The 15,397-nt window shown below is 70.2% G+C and carries 15 protein-coding genes and 1 pseudogene; 5 read left to right on the top strand and 11 right to left on the bottom strand.

The features are described from left to right. Window positions 1-93 precede the first annotated feature (93 nt). The 3 genes from OG331_RS06640 to OG331_RS06650 all read right to left on the bottom strand — a co-directional run bounded on the left by OG331_RS06640 (window position 94) and on the right by OG331_RS06650 (window position 3,996). The gene (locus OG331_RS06640) at window positions 94-600 is read right to left on the bottom strand and encodes a GNAT family N-acetyltransferase (RefSeq protein WP_406209777.1); all 507 of its coding nucleotides are present in this window, start codon (window positions 598-600) and stop codon (window positions 94-96) included. Window positions 601-971: 371 nt separating this feature from the next. After that, window positions 972-2,678 (bottom strand): aldehyde dehydrogenase family protein, encoded by a 1,707-nt coding sequence (locus tag OG331_RS06645; RefSeq protein WP_406192663.1) that lies wholly within the window; start codon window positions 2,676-2,678, stop codon window positions 972-974. A gap of 394 nt (window positions 2,679-3,072) precedes the next feature. Further along, on the bottom strand, window positions 3,073-3,996 hold the full coding sequence (locus tag OG331_RS06650; RefSeq protein ID WP_406192666.1) for a TauD/TfdA dioxygenase family protein: 924 nt from the start codon (window positions 3,994-3,996) through the stop codon (window positions 3,073-3,075). 340 nt (window positions 3,997-4,336) lie between these two features. Here OG331_RS06650 and OG331_RS06655 point away from each other — a divergent pair, with 340 nt between their 5' ends. Next, window positions 4,337-5,689, top strand: a complete 1,353-nt coding sequence (locus OG331_RS06655) for an MFS transporter (protein WP_406192669.1) — start codon at window positions 4,337-4,339, stop codon at window positions 5,687-5,689. A gap of 91 nt (window positions 5,690-5,780) precedes the next feature. Here the strand turns inward: OG331_RS06655 and OG331_RS06660 are convergent, their stop codons facing one another. From OG331_RS06660 to OG331_RS06675, 4 genes are all read right to left on the bottom strand, one after another. After that, on the bottom strand, window positions 5,781-6,455 hold the full coding sequence (locus OG331_RS06660; protein ID WP_406209780.1) for a TetR/AcrR family transcriptional regulator: 675 nt from the start codon (window positions 6,453-6,455) through the stop codon (window positions 5,781-5,783). 23 nt (window positions 6,456-6,478) lie between these two features. Then, window positions 6,479-7,210 carry a DsbA family protein gene (locus OG331_RS06665; protein WP_406192672.1) on the bottom strand — a complete coding sequence of 244 codons (732 nt, stop codon included), beginning with the start codon at window positions 7,208-7,210 and terminating at the stop codon, window positions 6,479-6,481. Window positions 7,211-7,611: 401 nt separating this feature from the next. After that, complete coding sequence (locus OG331_RS06670; RefSeq protein ID WP_406192675.1) at window positions 7,612-8,706, bottom strand: serine hydrolase domain-containing protein; 1,095 nt, start codon at window positions 8,704-8,706, stop codon at window positions 7,612-7,614. A gap of 379 nt (window positions 8,707-9,085) precedes the next feature. Further along, on the bottom strand, window positions 9,086-9,499 hold the full coding sequence (locus OG331_RS06675; protein ID WP_406192678.1) for a cytidine deaminase family protein: 414 nt from the start codon (window positions 9,497-9,499) through the stop codon (window positions 9,086-9,088). 288 nt (window positions 9,500-9,787) lie between these two features. Here OG331_RS06675 and OG331_RS06680 point away from each other — a divergent pair, with 288 nt between their 5' ends. After that, window positions 9,788-10,399: a TetR/AcrR family transcriptional regulator gene (locus tag OG331_RS06680; protein ID WP_406192681.1), complete on the top strand. Its 612-nt coding sequence runs from the start codon at window positions 9,788-9,790 to the stop codon at window positions 10,397-10,399. After that, window positions 10,396-10,806: a DUF6069 family protein gene (locus OG331_RS06685; protein WP_406192684.1), complete on the top strand. Its 411-nt coding sequence runs from the start codon at window positions 10,396-10,398 to the stop codon at window positions 10,804-10,806. The genes OG331_RS06680 and OG331_RS06685 overlap by 4 nt, the downstream gene beginning before the upstream one ends. Here OG331_RS06685 and OG331_RS06690 read toward each other — a convergent pair. Next, window positions 10,796-10,981, bottom strand: coding sequence for a hypothetical protein (locus OG331_RS06690; protein ID WP_406192687.1), 186 nt, complete (start codon window positions 10,979-10,981; stop codon window positions 10,796-10,798). The genes OG331_RS06685 and OG331_RS06690 overlap by 11 nt on opposite strands. A gap of 810 nt (window positions 10,982-11,791) precedes the next feature. After that, window positions 11,792-13,003, bottom strand: a complete 1,212-nt coding sequence (locus tag OG331_RS06695; protein WP_406192690.1) for an erythromycin esterase family protein — start codon at window positions 13,001-13,003, stop codon at window positions 11,792-11,794. Window positions 13,004-13,061: 58 nt separating this feature from the next. Between OG331_RS06695 and OG331_RS06700 the strand changes: the two genes are divergently transcribed. Continuing rightward, the gene (locus OG331_RS06700) at window positions 13,062-13,775 is read left to right on the top strand and encodes a TioE family transcriptional regulator (RefSeq protein ID WP_406192693.1); all 714 of its coding nucleotides are present in this window, start codon (window positions 13,062-13,064) and stop codon (window positions 13,773-13,775) included. Window positions 13,776-13,939: 164 nt separating this feature from the next. On the opposite strand, the pseudogene OG331_RS06705 reads toward OG331_RS06700, so the two are convergent. Together OG331_RS06705 and OG331_RS06710 are read right to left on the bottom strand one after the other, a co-directional pair. Next, a pseudogene (locus OG331_RS06705) lies at window positions 13,940-14,131 on the bottom strand (hypothetical protein); the annotation flags it as partial. Between the two features lie 102 nt (window positions 14,132-14,233). Further along, on the bottom strand, window positions 14,234-14,692 hold the full coding sequence (locus OG331_RS06710) for an SRPBCC family protein (protein WP_406192696.1): 459 nt from the start codon (window positions 14,690-14,692) through the stop codon (window positions 14,234-14,236). A 198-nt stretch (window positions 14,693-14,890) separates the two neighbouring features. Here OG331_RS06710 and OG331_RS06715 point away from each other — a divergent pair, with 198 nt between their 5' ends. Beyond that, window positions 14,891-15,382, top strand: a complete 492-nt coding sequence (locus tag OG331_RS06715; protein WP_406192699.1) for a flavin reductase family protein — start codon at window positions 14,891-14,893, stop codon at window positions 15,380-15,382. Window positions 15,383-15,397 lie beyond the last annotated feature (15 nt).

The raw sequence follows: 15,397 nt of genomic DNA on the forward strand, positions 1-15,397 counted from the left end.
GCAGGTGGGCGAGGGTGACCAGTTGCCGAGATGTGCACGCGACAGGCCCGTGAAGGCAAAATGAGGCAGGGCCGTACGGGCCCATCGAGCCCTTCAGTTCTCGGGGTCGCGCAGGCCGACGCAGTCAAAGGCCCAAAAGGCCTCTGAGTAGACGAAGGTGCCCGTCATCCACGGCTCGTGAGCGGACAACCGGGCGACCTGGAACGCGGCTTCAGGGATACGCAGCGACGGCGAACGGAAGCCCACCGCGCCGGCACTCTCGAAGCCGCGCGTGCCGTAGTAGCGCGGCGAACCCTCCAGGAAGACCAACGGCACACCCTGCCTGTCGGCCGCCTCCAGGGCGTGGGCGATGAGCTGTGTACCGATGCCCTGACGCTGGAACTCCGGGACCACGCCCAGCGGTGACAGGGACAGGACGTCCACGATCCGGCGCGGAGCATCCAACCGCGTCGCGCTCAGCAGGACATGCCCGACGACCCGGTCATCAACGACAGCGACGAAGGACATCGGCGCCAACGCAGCCTCCGCAACGCGAAGTGCCTCCACGAGCCCGGGAACCCGATCGCTGTCACCGAAGGCGCGCGTATGAACCTCGCGCACATCTCGGTGATCGTCAGCGGTCTCTTGCCGGATCACCAGCCCGGCACCACCGGGAGCGATCCGGGAGCCTGCCGGCGCATCGTGTGACGTCATGGCCGCGAGGGTAGATCGCTGCGCGGCTCAGCGCGAGGCAATTGCGCACCAGGTCGTAAGGGTGGAGCCGCCCTGCATGTCCAGCCGTTGCGTGGCCACGTCCTGGTGGGCGAGGACGAGAACCATGCCGCTGTCGCGCACGTACTGCCAGGTTGGCCGGCATCAGGCCCTCTCGTAGGTGAGTTGCCGGCTTTCGAGCTCGATGGCGAGGGGAACGCCGTGGAGGCGGGCGGCGCGGGTGAGGGAGTCGGGGAGGTTCAGGTGCGGGGGTTTTCTGGTCAGCCGCGCAGGGCTGAGGCGAAGACGGCGGGCAGCCGGCTGATGCCGGGCGCTGTGGTGAAACGGGTGACGCGCTCCAGGGTGGTGCGGCCGGTGCGGTGGGAGACGAAGTACGGCGGCTTGGGAGACAGGGACGGGGAGCCGGTGAGCAGACCGCGAGGGGCGGGTGCAAAGGGGGCGCGCAGGACGGTCTTCTCGATGTCCTCGAGCATGAAGGCGTTGTTGACGAAGCCGATGCCGCTGCCGATCTCCTGCCGGGTATGGCCGGGGTACGCGCCCCAAGGGGTGTAACCGAGCAGGAAGTTCACGCCGGACCAGGAGTTGACGCCCAGCGTGCCGTAGCGCAGCTCCGAGATGGCCGACTCCACCGCGGCCGGCTGCGCCCTCTCGGTCCTGGGATCGACTATGAGGGTCGCGCCGAGCGTGCCGGGGAGGACGGTGTTGGCGAAGTCGACAGCGTGGCGCAGGAAATGCGCGGCGGTCTCGCCCGGCAGGCGGACCACCCCCAGGGCGCTGGCGAAGACTTCGCCGGTGAGCAGCACGTCGTCGTGGTCGGTGATGTCCGGAACCAGGATCCGGCTGTCGTCGGCGTGGCACTCCGCTTGGGGGTGTGCGGCGAGGACTGCCTGGAGGCGGTGGTGGGCGCCGGGGTAGTAGTCGGCACGCGGCGGCAGTGCACGCAGCACCCGCCGGATCTCTTCCAACAGCCGCTCGGTTCCCGGCCAGGAGCGGGGCAGCACCAGTACCTGGCCGGCGATGCAGTTGTGGCCGGAGTTGTTCATCTTGCTCGTGACGATGTGCTCGGCCTGGTAGCGGAAGTCCGCCCGGCTCCACGGCCCCGGCACCACGATGCACGGACTGACCCCGCCCAGTTCGCTGGTGAACTGCTTGTCGATCAGCGGGGCGTCCTCGCGGCGACGCCGCTCCGCGTGCTCGTCGGTGCCCCAGACGATGGCATCGTGGGTACGGTCGCTGCCGGTCACGTGGATGGAATCCACTGCGTCGTGGGCGGTGAGGTACGCGCCCTCGGCGGGGCCGCCGTCCACGAACCGCACCCAGCCGTGCCGGACGTACTCGGCGAAGATCTGCTCGAAGTGCGGGCGCAGGTAGGCGTTGAAGGGGTTCATCTTGGCGATGACGACGTGGCCCTCGGCGTAGAGCTTGTGCAGGATGTCGGTCGCGGTGAGCGCTGCGACGTTTCCGGCACCCAGGACGAGCGCGACACCGGGGCGCTGCGCACGGCCGCGGTACTGTCCGGCCGCACGGTCCCGTACCTGTTCGGCGGTGATCCCGGCCCGCATCCGGACCCGGGCCGAGTAGCCGTTGAGCAGCACGCGGTCCCAGCCGGTGGCGGGGAAGACGTCCACGGAGGTGCGGCCCCCCTGCTCGTGCACCGACCTTGCGGGCACCGGGCTCCGGCCGGCGGCCAGGCGCCGAAGCACGTGCAGGCGCGCGGCGACGTTCTGGGCCAGCGCCCACGGACCTCCCGCCCAGTCCTCGCCGGCCCACGGGGAGTCGGGGTGGTATCCCTTGGCGCGGGCGCCGGCCGCGACCAGGTCGGCCGCGCCGTCGCGGATCCTGGGCATGAGCCGCTCCAACAGGCCGACACGTTCGGCGAGCGACGCGGCCGCCCAGGACGCTGCGTTGTGACGCAGCTCTGTCAGGGCGCGGTCGAGGGCGGGGGTGTCGAGGGCAGGGCTGTTCACGTCACTCCTTGGCGGGGCGAACAAGCAGATCCAGAACGGGGGTGGTGACGTGACGCGGCGTCGTCGCGTGTCACATGTCGCGTCTTGTGTGGCGCGTGCCGCGTCTCGTGTGGCGCGTGGCGCGTGGCGCGTGGCGCGTGGCGCGTGGCGCGTGGCGCGTGGCGCGTGGCGCGTGGCGCGTGGCGCGTGGCGCGAGCGGGGTCGATCAGGGTCGGGAACGGTGGCCGTGCGGCCGAGCGCGGACCACACGGCCACCAGGAACCGGTGCGCAGGCGGCCGACCCCACCCTGCCCCCGAACCCCAACCGTGGGAGTCGAGGGCTCCCAGCAGGGCGCACCACGGCGGCCCGCCGTCAGCTCGCAGGGGTGCGCGGCCTGGCTGAGGGACGAGTGGCTCAGGACAGTGGGACGCCCGCGATCGCTATGCGCTCCATCACGCGGCGCTGGGGGTAGTAGTCGTTGATCGCGTAGTGCTGGACGGCGATGTTGTCCCAGATCGCCACCGAGTCGGGCTGCCAGCGGAAGCGCACCTGGAGCTCGGGGATGCGGGCCTGCAGGCCCAGCTCGTGGAGCAGTTCCCGGCTCTCGTCCTCGGGCAGGCCCACGATGCGGGTGGTGAAGGGCTCGTTGACGTACAGGGTCTTGCGCCCGGTGTTGGGGTGGCTCACGACGACGGGGTGTTCGACCGGGGGCAACGACCGGCGCAGAGCCGTGATCTGATCCTGGGTCATGAACGCGCCCCAGCTGGGCTCCCAGTCGTGTACGGCGGTGAGGCCGTCGATACGCTGCCGCATCTCGGCGGTGAGGTTGTCGTAGGCGGCACCCATGTCGGCCCACATGGTGTCGCCGCCGGCCGGCGGGACCTCGACCGAGCGCAGCACCGAGCCCAGGGCGGGGGCGGCCATGAACGAGTGGTCGCTGTGCCAGATGTTCTCCTGGCCGATGGCGGTCGCGTCCTTGGCGAGCCGCGAGACGCCGACGGTGTCGCCCTTGGGGAAGAACGGGTTCGGCTCCGGCTCGCCCCACACGGCGGCAAGCGCCAAGTGGGAAGCCGGGTCGAAGTCGTGCTGGCCGCGGAAGAAGATGACCTTCCACTCCAGCAGCGCCTGCCGCAGTTCCTTCGCGAGTTCCTCGTCGATCGGCCGGGACAGGTCGACGCCGGCGATCTCCGCCCCGATGTGAGGGGTCATCGGCGCGATCTCCAGCAGCCGGTACTCGGACTGCGCCGCACCCGGCGCGGTCCGGTCCAGCACCCGCCGCCCGGAGTGGAACAGCGGCTTGGCCAGGAGAGGGTTCTTGTCGGTTCCGGTGGTGTCCATGCGGTTCTCCACGGTCGCATCGGGTAATCGTTACTCGAAGTATCGATATTGGCGGCCTGTACGGCAAGAGCTCCGCGTGACCACTTCACCGCGCCGTCCGTAAGTCGCTGACTTGACTGGCGTCTCGGGACAGGAGCCTCAGGCATCGTGCGCCACGCTCGGGTCTTGCCGTCACGCCCACACGTATCGATACTGCACGGAACGATTTTGTTGCCGCGGCGATCGGCTCGTATCAGCGCGTCCCGCTTGCCGGCGCCCCGCTTGCCGGCGTCCCGCCTTCCTGCGCTGCACGCCGACCACGCCTGCCTGCCCGAAAAGCAGCTACCTACATGGAGCCCCAGTGCCCAGAACCGATGACACACGCGTCACGCCGGCCGAGACCGCCACGAACAGCCCGGGGCACACACGCCGCGCGTGGACCGTCACCGGACTGCTGGTGGTCTTCATGATGGTCAACTTCGCCGACAAGTCCGTCCTCGGACTGGCGGCCGGTCCCATCCGCCGCGACCTGGGCCTGTCGGCGACCGGCTTCGGGCTGGCCAACAGCGCCTTCTTCCTGCTCTTCTCGGTCTGCGGCGCCGCGGTCGGGCTGCTGTCGGACCGGATGCGGCCTCGGTGGCTGCTGCTGGGCATGGCGCTGCTGTGGTCGGTGGCCCAGACGCCCATGGCCCTGGGCGGCGGACTGGTCGCCCTGGTCGTCTCACGAATCCTGCTGGGGGCCGCGGAGGGGCCCGCCTTCCCTGTGGCCCAGCACGCCGCGCTGGCGTGGTTTCCGGACCGCAAACGCAACCTGCCCGGCGCGCTGATCAGCATCGGCGTCACTCTCGGCGTTGTCGTTGCGGCCCCAGGTCTGACCTGGATGATCCAGCACCACGGCTGGCGTTCCGCCTTCGCCGCCGTCGCGATCGCGGGCGTGGTGTGGGCGGCGGCCTGGGCCGTGTTCGGCAGGGACGCGGAAGCCGGAGCCCATGATGGCGGTGCCGTTTCCACGACCGGCAGCAGCCATGACGAAGAGAGCAGGCATGACGACGGGAGCCGGCAGTACGAAGGGAGCGGGCCTGTCCCCTCGTACCGCCGCATCATGGGTACCGGCACGTGGATCGGCGCCACTATCGGCTATTTCAGCACCTACTGGATGATCAGCCTTTCCCTGGTGTGGGCGCCCTCCTACCTGCACGACGGGCTGGGCTACTCCACGACCACCGCCGCCGGCCTGATCGCCGGGATCTGGGCGGTCAGCGGCGCCGCGCTGCTGGGGCAGGCGGGAGCGACCGGATGGCTGCTGCGACGCGGAGTGAGCAGCCGGTGGGCCCGTGCCCGTGTCGGCGGCAGCACCCTGCTGCTCTCCGCCCTCGCCTGCGCGGTCCTTTCGCAGGTCGGGAGCGGGTCGGCTGCCGTGCTGCTGCTACTCGTCGGGTTCGGATTCTGCGGAGCGATGTCGACCATCGCGGTGACCACGGTCGCCGAAGTCGTCCCGGCACGTCGGCGCGGCGGCGCCCTGGGACTGATGAACGCCGTGGTCACGACAGGCGGCCTGATCGCCCCCGTCCTGACGGGCTATCTGGTCGACACTCAGGGCAGGGAGGGCTACCAGCACGCCGTGCTCCTGGCAGCCGTACTCCTCCTGTTGGGCGGCACGGCAGCCGTGACCCTGATCGACCCGGCCCGCGACGCTCGCCGCCTGGCGGCATGAGAGCCGGCGCCGACCGCCGCTCCGCGCCCCTCTGCCCCTGCGACGGTCGGCACTGTCCGCACGGAGTCCAAAATCTCCGGCCGGGCAACGCTCAGTCCGCAGGCCGGCCGACCGCCCGGACGACGAGGTCGACCACGTCATCCACGAACCGAGCGTTGGGCAGGTCGCTTTCCGCCAGCAATCGGAACACCAGGGGCGCAGCCACGAGTGTGGCGGCCGACCGGATGTCGATGTCGGGCCGCACCTCGCCGCGGGCGATGCCCCGCTGAAGGATGGTGCGCGTCTCGGCCATCATCCGCTCGGTGTATTCCGCGTATTCGCCGCGCGCGCCTTCCCCTTCGGCGGCCAACGCGACCAGTTCTGCCAGCAGCCGGGCCGTTCCCGGCAGTCGGTAGGCCGCGAGGCGGGCGGTCAGCACCTCGCGCAGTTCGGCGCGGATGTCACCCAGGTCCGGCACCGAGAGAGGGCCGATACGTGTTTCGGCAGCCGCGATGATCAGGGCTTGCTTCGAGGGCCAGCGCCGGTAGATGGCGGGCTTGCTCACCTTGGCACGCTCGGCCACGGCGTCCATCGTGACCGCCCTCACGCCCTGCTGGGTCACCAACTCGATGACCGCCTCGAGCGTGTCGTCCGTGACACGTTCCTGCCGCGGTCGCCCCGGCCCCCGTTCGGCCTTCTGTGTCTGTGCGCCGACCATGCCCTGAGAATAACGGGCGCCGAGGGTGTCGCGCTGATCAGCGGGTTTGGGCTCCACGATCACCAGCACCAAGGTGCTGGTGCATGTGCGGTTCACAGAGTGGTGTCCTGCCACTCCCCGGGCTGGTCGTAGACCTTCTGCAGCAGTTCGGCGAAGGTCTCGCCCTCCAGGAGGAGGGCGTTGTACTGCAGTGGGATCCGCTTGTCGTTGATCACCGCGGTGGGTGTACCTGGACCTCCGGGCTCCTTGGCTCCGCCGGCCTTCTCATAAGCCTTCTGGGAGGCCGTAACGAAGGCGCGGTACTTCATGGATCTCACGGCCGCGTCGAAGGTCGGGCTGCGCAGGCCCTTGACCTTGCCGGCCAGTTCCAGCAGGTGGGCGTCGGTGTAGCCGTCGACGCTCTCCTCGGGCTGGTTGGCGTAGAGCACCTCGTGGTACTCAACGAACTTGCCCTCCTCCAGCGCGGCACGCAGGGCGTTGACCGCCTTCTTCGACCCGGTGCCGCCGACCCGGTCGTCCAGGAAGGAGGCGAGGGTGTACTCGGCTCGGGCCCAGCGGTCGAGCAGGGCCTCCCGCAGTTGCGGACCGCCGCCGGTGATCTCGAACTCCTCGCAGTACGGACAGCGGGGATCCTCGTACAGGTGCACCTTCACCGGCGCGTCGGGATCGCCGACCGTGATGGTGGTGCCGTCCGCACCGAGCCTCTCCGGCAGTTCCTCAGCGCTCGCGAAGTCAGGCCCGAACTCCGCCGCCCGCTGTCCGCACCCCGCCACCACCAGCACCACGGCCGCGCACAGCACAGCCCACCGCCCCACACGCACCATGCGTCATCCCCTCCCCAGAGAACAGCGCGACCTTAGATCATCCGTACGACAACCGCACCAGTAAAGGCCCTGTACCAGGACCGCCCGCAGGTGCTCTGCCGGCACAGTCTCCCCAGCTGTGGGTCAGTCGAGTGGGACGACGCCCAGGGCCGGTGGTGGCCTCGGCGAGGCGGTGGCTGTCGCCCTGCGTGACCACCGCGTGGGAGTGATTCGGGAGTCGGTCGGCGCAGGGGCCTGCGGCCGCTGGTGCCTGGCAAGACGACCCGGACGCAAGGTGGTTCGGTGGCCCGTGCCGCCTGCGAGATCGCCTAGCTCCTCGGCGGCAGGGGGCACCGCCGGCAACACGGGGCACGCGTGGCGAGGATGCCGTGAAAGACGAGCCGAGAAGCGCCTCCTGCGCGTCACGCGTGGGGCGGCACCGCCGATGAAACCTCGGCCAGGAGGCGCTCCACCTCGGCGCCCCAGCGTGAGGCGATCACCAGGTCGCGTGCCGGGTCCACCCACAGCAGGTGGTTGCCGCCATTGCCGCGGGCGCAGCGGCCCGTGCGCGGGGCCCGGGGCCACACCGTGCCGTGGTCGTTGAGCCACCACGACAGGCCGTACTCGGGCTTGACCCGGCAGGGAGTCCACAGTTCCTCGATCCAGCGACGCGACAGGACCTGGCGCTCCCACCATGTCCCGCCGCGCAGACACAGCATGCCGATCCGGGCCAGGTCCAGGGCGCTGATCCACAGGCCGCCGCCCCAGTGCGCGCCACCGGAGACCACCGGCACCTCGGTGCCGTCGATGTCGACCACCGAGTTCTCGTAGCCGTGCCAGGACCAGCCGCCGGAGGCGCCGACCGGCGTCATGACGCGCTCGCGCAGCACGTCCGGCAGGGCACGGCCGAACCGGACCGTGAGCGCCAGAGCCGTCAGGTTCACCCGCACGTCGTTGTAGGCCCAGCCCACGCCGGGCAGTCCGCCCGCCGACTCCGTGCCCTCGCGGGTGCTCTGCGCGTCCACCCAGGTCGGCTTGGACCACAGCTCGCCCTCCCACTGGCTGGTCTGGTCCAGCAGTTGGCGCCAGGTGATCGCACGCCCGTGGGCGGTGCCGAACTCGGGCAGGTCCACCGACTCCGACACGGGCTCGTCCAGGCGCAACGCCCCGTCGTCGAAGGCGATGCCCGCCACCAGTGACAGCACGCTCTTCGTGGCGCTGTAGGCCATCTCCGCTCGGGCCGGGTCGCCCCACGAAGCCAGAACCGCGCCGCGCCGCACGACGACACCGCAGGCCCCCTGACCGTCGAGAAGCGGGCCGAGGACCTCGCGGTGGGAGGCGTCCGACACCTGGCGGGCGAGATACGACGCCATGTCGCCGATGCCCGCCACCGGCCGCCCCGCCTGGGCCCGCACGGCCTGCGCGAGAGCTGCCGCGTCCACCCCCTCCCAGGGGTCGCCGGCCCGGCCCTGCTCCTGCAGGACCTCACCGCCGTATCGCGATGTCACCGCGTCCACGCCAAACACCTCCGTCGTTCGTCGGGCGCACCATGTCATCCGCTCCGCCGCCCGGCCTTCCGCTCGGCTGCCACATGCCGATGTGCCAAAACGCCTACCATCAACCGATCGCGTCCAGCAGGCTGCTCCTGCGCAGGAGTTGGGCGGGCCTGCCGTCTGCGACCCGACCGGCCTCTGGCCGAGAGCACATCGCGTTTCTGCCGGCTCAGCCTCGGCTTGCTCGCGGACGGCTTTCGGCAGGTATCCGCCCCGATGGCCTGGCAGAACTGGAAGGAGTCCATGGCATTCCCGTTCGCATCAGCAACGTTCGCCCTGTTCGCGGCCGACGGCGTCCTCTTGGGCGACGGCGTCAGTCCGGGTGGCTCTGCTTACTCGGCGCTTACTCGGCGTCGAGCTGGTGGTCGGCCCAGACGTAGCTTTCGGGAAGCAGGTCGGTGATGAGGACGGTTCGGACGCGGTCGTGTTCGCCGACGATGACCTTGAGGGTGGGGAAGTAGTCGAGGAGGACCTGACGGCACCGGCCGCACGGGGGGACAACCCCCCGGTTGCGATCGCCAACGGCGACAATCGTCTCCAGCCCGTAGGCGCCCTGGGCGGCTGCCGCGCCGATGAGGACGAGCTCGGCGCAGGGGCCACCCGTGAAGTGGTAGGCGTTCACCGCGGTGACGATCCGGCCGTCCTGCGCGCGGGCCGCGGCCGCCATGGTGTGGTTGTCGCCCCGGCAGCGGGTGCTGGCGATGTGCGCCGCGGCCTGGATGAGTTCGTGGTCGACGGGGTGGGTCTGCATGGTCATCTTCTCTGCCTTCGTCAGGTGTCAGGCGACGTTGACCCGAGTGACGATGACGTGCAAGCGAATAACTACGGCTATCCACGGCGCGCTTGTTCCGGCAGAGGGTGGAGCGGCGGATCGTGCTGCCCTGCTCTTTGTGGCTGGCGTGGTCGATGCCGTCCAGCGTGAAGTCGCGGTGGTCGATGAACTGGGCTTTGATGCGGTTCGACAAGCCGCCGAGTGCGGGAAAAGTGAGCGGAGTGAGTACTCACTCATTGACGGAGTGAGTACTCACTCCGTACTCTCGCAGTCATGACAGCACCTAAGGAGAACCAACCCACCCGCCGCCGCGCCCCCGGCATGTCGCCGGAGCAGCGCCGCGAGATGATCATCCAGACCGCGATCCCTCTGATCGCCGAGTACGGCGCCGCGGTGACGACCGCGAAGATCGCCCGCGCCGCGGGCATCGGCGAGGGCACGATCTTCCGGGTCTTCGCCGACAAGGAGGAGCTGCTGCAGGCCTGCATGGCCGAGGCGCTGTCCCCCGAAAACGCCGTGCGCGAGCTCGACGCGATCGACCTGTCCCAGCCGCTGCCCGACCGGCTCGCGGAGGCGGCCGAGGCACTGCAGGCGCACATGGCCAGGATGGGTGCGATCGCCGGCTCGCTGGGGCATCGCGGCGGCAAGCACCCCGGCACGGTGCGCGGCGCGGGCCGCCACGAGTCGACAACCCGTATCCGCGCGGCCCTCGCGGAGCTGCTGGAGCCCGAGAAGGCCGCCCTGCGCCGGCCACCGGAGCAGATCGCGGCACTCTTCTTCGGGCTGCTCTTCACCCAGCCGCGTACGGAGGACGAGCCCGACCTGACCCCGCAGGAGCTGGTGGAGGTCTTCCTGCACGGGGCGCTCTCGGGGGGCGTCAAGTGAGCGCGCGGACAAGGCGCCTGGGGGCTACGGCCCTGGCCGTCCTGGCCCCCGTCCTGGTGTGGCTGGTCGCGGACCCACTCCTGGGGCACCGGCTGCGGATCGCCGACGGCGAGCAGTCGCTCGACATCGGCGCCGTGCCCGTGACGGTCGTCGCCCTGCTCGCGTCGCTCTCCGGCTGGGGACTGCTGGCCGCCCTGGAGCGATTCGGGGCACGGCGCGCCCGCGCCCTCTGGACCGGGGTGGCCTGTGCCGTACTGGCCGTGTCCTTCCTGCCGTTCATCGGCGACGGCATGGACGGCGGCACCCGGGTCTCCCTCGCTCTGATGCACCTGGCGGTGGCGGCGGTGCTGATCCCGGGGCTGGGCGGCAGGTCCGCCGGGGCGGGAGCCGGTGCCGTCAGGGGGTGAACGCCAGCACCAAGTACGCCGCGAACAGCGCCAGATGGAAGCAGCCCTGCTGTTGCGTCGCGCGGTCGGGGACGACCGTCAGAGTGCCCACCACGATCAAGACGAAGAGCGATACCTGGTGGGTCGGGCCGAGGCCCAGCAGGAGCGGACCCTCGTGCCAGATCGCGATGGCCACCGCCAGGATGGTCAAGCCGATGTCAGCGATGTCGGAGCCGTGCGCGGGGTCGGGGAGGTCGGGGGTGGGGTCGGGGAGGTCGGGGGTGGGGTCGGGGAGGTCGGGGGTGGGGGTCGGAGACGGGTGCGGCCCCGGTGATCACCGGTGTGTGAAGACTGACCATCAGGCGGTGGCCGCTGGTCCCGGCGTAGACCCGGGCCGTTGGGACGATGACCTCGTAGGGATGACGCGGCGCATAGCCGGAAGGCTCGCGCGTGCCGAACGCCGCCGTCGGGTGGGGAAGTTCGCCCGAGGGCTGCTGGCGGACCTGCCGCAAAAGAACTGCTGGACGATCGCGGAGTGGGCCGGTGAGGCCGCAGGGTCGGACTGGTCCGACACCGTCCGGGCCGACGGGTGGTCCGGGAGGCTTTCCTCGATCAGGGTCACGACCCCTTCATCCACGAGGAGGATCTCGCTGCGGTCGTCGCCGCGGCCCTGATGACCAATGACTACGCCGGGACGGTCGTCGAGGCTGTGGGCCCACCGCTGAGCACACGTTCACGGATACGGAGCCATCGCCACCGCTCTCGGGCACGACATCGGCACGGTCGAACTGGCGGCGGAGGAGAGTCGGGCGATCCGGCGACGCCGTGGCTGGGCCGGACGGAGCGATCGAGGTGGCGCTGTGCGCACTTGAAGGTACGGCGCCCGCTTCGACGAACTCGTTCAGTGGACCGCCGACCAACGGCCGTCCGTGCAGGACATCATCGGCCGCCCGAGCCGAACCTACGACGACTGGGTGAGCGAGAACATCGACTCCTTTCGCCGGCCTCAGCTGTGCGGGACGTCCAGGACGTCCCTGACGAACACGATGCCGTCGGTGTGCGCCAAGTGGGCCGGGTCGAAGGGGGCGTAGCCGAACCAGGGGGATTCGCGGAGCGTCGGCCGCGTGTCGCCGAGGGCGGTGGACAGGTGCGGGGCGCCGATGACGTAGCGGTCGTCCGGGAGGGCGTACAGGAGACCTTCGAGGGTGTTCGGGGGCGGGGTGTCCACTCCCTGGTGTCGGATCGTGCCAACGGTCGTGGCCACGAAGGCGTACTCCTCGCGGAGTTGGGCGCTCACCAGAGCCCCGGCGCTCCACCACTCCACCGGCCCCTCCCACATCTGCATCGTGCTCTTCGCCCGCTGGAGATGGGAGTTGTGGGCGTGGATGAATGCCGGGCCCCGAGCGGCGACGGCGAGGAGGTTGTGGGACATCATCAGATCCCGCTGTGCGCACAGCCGGGTCATGCGCGCCGGTGAGGTGTCGGCCATCCAGTGGTGGTAGCGCAGCAGGCCGGTCGCCGTGCGTCCGTACAGGCGTGCCCGGTCCCAGTCGTCCCGTGAGGTCGGCGTGAGCAGGTGCGGTGTCTGGGTGTCCAGCAGCGCGACCAGATCGTCGGCGAGCAGCCGCAGTTGAGCGGCCTCTGCCGACTGTCCCACGGACTGGGCCGGGTCCATCATCGCGGCAGGGTCGGTCCACCGGTCGTCGGGACCGAGCAGGTGCTCCAGTGTGTCCGCGGTGCAAGGAAGCAGGTCCGCGTCCACTTGGGCCGCGAGGTAGCCGTGTAGTGCGGTGAGGGCCTGTCGGGGGCTCGCGGCGCCGGTGATCTCCAGCGGGCCGTCGAAGCCGGCGAAGCGGAGTTGCTCGGACGCGGGCCGGCCGTCGTTGTGGGCGCGCATCCAGCGCACGAGCTCGCGGTTGGCCGGGTAGGCGCCCCAGCCGTGGCTGAATCCGTGCTTCATGACCTCATCGAGGGACCCCCTGCCCGAGGTGACGTAGTCGTCCACGAGCAGGCCCGTCATGCAGTCGCTCTCGATCGCGATCGTCCGGTAACCCTCCTGCTCGACGAGGTGCCGGAACAACTCGTTGCGCATTTCGAGCGGCGTGTCCTCGCCGTGGGTGGGCTCGCCCAGGGCGAGCAGCCGGGGTCGGGCGGGCAGCAGCCTCATGACGGCCGCGGCCTCGAAGGCCTGGATGGAATCCTTGATGTGAGTCGCCATGCCTTCAACGGTATCGTTGAACCTTCGGTTGAGAGTTTCTCGCGATATCGGCAGGGACATGGGACAAAACCTTCAAACCGGGGAACGGCTGAGGCCGGTTGATCTGGCGCGCGGGCACGGCCTGTCCACGCAAGCGGTCAGGAACTACGAGGAGGCGGGCATCCTTCCGACCGCCGGCCGCACACTCCACGGCTACCGCACCTACACCTCGCTGCACGCGGGGGCTCTGCGCGCGTTTCTTGCCCTGGTGCCCGGTCACGGTCACCGGACGGCGACGTCGATCATGCGGGCCGTGAACCAGGGCTCGGACGACGAGGCGTGCCGTCTCATCGACGAGAGCCACGCCCAGCTTCTCGACGACCGGCGGACCCTGCAGGCCGTGGAGAGCGCCCTCCGCGACCTGGAGCCCCCTACTGCGGCCGAGCCCGGCGGCACGTTCATCGGGCCGTTGGCACAGGACCTCGGAATCCGGCCTGCGACGCTGCGTAAGTGGGAGCGCGTCGGGCTGGTGAGCCCTCGGCGTGACCCGCGGACCGGGTACCGCCTCTACGACGAGGCCGATGTCCGGGACGCCCGGTTGGCCCACCAACTCAGGAGGGGCGGCTACCTGTTGGAGCAGATCGCCCCGCTGATCGCCCAGGTGCGGTCGGCCGGCGGTCTGCAACCACTGGAGGCCGCCCTGTGCGACTGGCGCGGCCGACTGTCCGCCCGCGCGCGGGCGATGCTGACCGGGGCCGCGGAGCTGGAGGCGTACCTGCGTAAGCGCGGATGAGAGTCCGGGCGCCGGTTCCTGATCCCGCAGCAGGCCGCTCGGATTTGTTAGTGCCGGATTTTGTGAGTGGTCTGCTCAGGCGGCGAAGCCGACGGTGGTGACGTATGCGTACTGGCCCCGTTCGGAGCCGAGGTCGACCACCGCGACGCGCTGGCGGGGCGGGCGGCCTCTCGGGCTGCGGCGCGGGCGTGGTCGGTGCGCGTGAGGTAGTGCAGACGGGCGAGCAGGCCCCGGCGGGCGGTGACGGGGGTGGTGATGAAACCGGCGAGAGCATCGAGCCGGCGGGCGACTGCCTCGTGGCCTTTGATGCCGCGCGCCCCGAACTTCCCGAGGCGCGCCGGTGTTGCGCCGAGCATCGCGCAGGAGCCGGCTACGGGCCAGCTGCCTGACCGGGGTCGTACGGACGCAGACGTACGGCCCCGTCGGTTGGTTCGCCGGCCGACGGGGTTCGAGAGACGTCAGCGCTGGACGATCGCCGCTTCGGCCGCTGCCTTGATCCGGGCGCCGAAGGCGTCGGCATCCTTGTGGGCGGCCGCGAGCGCAAGGCCTACCAGGAGCTTGCCGACGCCGTGGCCCTCCAGGACGTTGTAAATACGGACCCGGGTCCTGCCTTCGGCCAGGGACTCCAGGTCGTATCCGCCCTCGCGGGCCGTGACCGTGTTCTTCGACACCTCGGCCCACCGGATGCGTACCGGGGCTTCGAGGTCGGTGATGCGGAATTCCCTGGCGGTCTTCATGCCGGCGTCCTTGACGGTGCTGCGGAAGACCGTACCGACGGTCGTCGGGGCGTCGGGAACCCTCTCGATCCCGAGCACTCGGGGGCTGAACTGGGGATCGTTGCGTCCGTCGGCGAGATAGTCGAACACCGCCTCGACAGGTCGATCGACCTCGACCGTCGCTTCAAACTGTCCTGACATCAGCGCTCCTCAATCGCCTGAGCCACAGCTGCATGACCATGGCTCCCCGGGAAACGTCCGCCGGACCGCCGGGCCGTGGGGAGCTGCTTCGTGCGCACGCCGGCCGCGCCGTCCGTAATGTCGTATCGGCACCGTGACCCTATGGGACCGCCGAGCATCTGGCGAGGCGAGAAGTCGGGAGCGGGCGTATAGGTGAACATGGTGGGCATGGACGCGTTCACCGACAGGCTCAACCCCGACATGTACGTGGTCACGGCCACGGCGGGCGACGAGCGGGCGGGCTGTCTCGTGGGGTTCGCCTCGCAGTGCTCCATCCGGCCGGTGCGGTTCGTGGTGTGGCTGTCGAAGGTGAACCGGACGTATGAGGTGGCCTGTGCGGCCGACTTCCTCGCCGTACATCTCCTGACCCGGGAGCAGCAGGAGCTCGCCGCCCTGTTCGGTGGCGAAACCGGTCACCGGGTGGACAAGTTCGCGCGTGCGGCTTGGGCCCCGGGGCACGGCGGGGCCCACATTCTGCAGGACGCGTGCGCATGGTTCGTCGGGAGGATCGAGCAGAAGACCGACGCAGGCGACCATGTCGGCTTCGTCCTGGATCCCGTGCAGTACGGCGAGCGCGAGGAGACCGACGGCTCGCCACTGCTGCGGCTATCGGATGCCGTCTCGATTGAGCCCGGGCATCCGGTGGACTGAAGGGCCTGCGAGATG

The sequence above is a fragment of the Streptomyces sp. NBC_01017 genome (assembly GCF_045162795.1).
In the GTDB taxonomy this organism is placed as follows: Bacteria; Actinomycetota; Actinomycetes; order Streptomycetales; family Streptomycetaceae; genus Streptomyces; species Streptomyces machairae.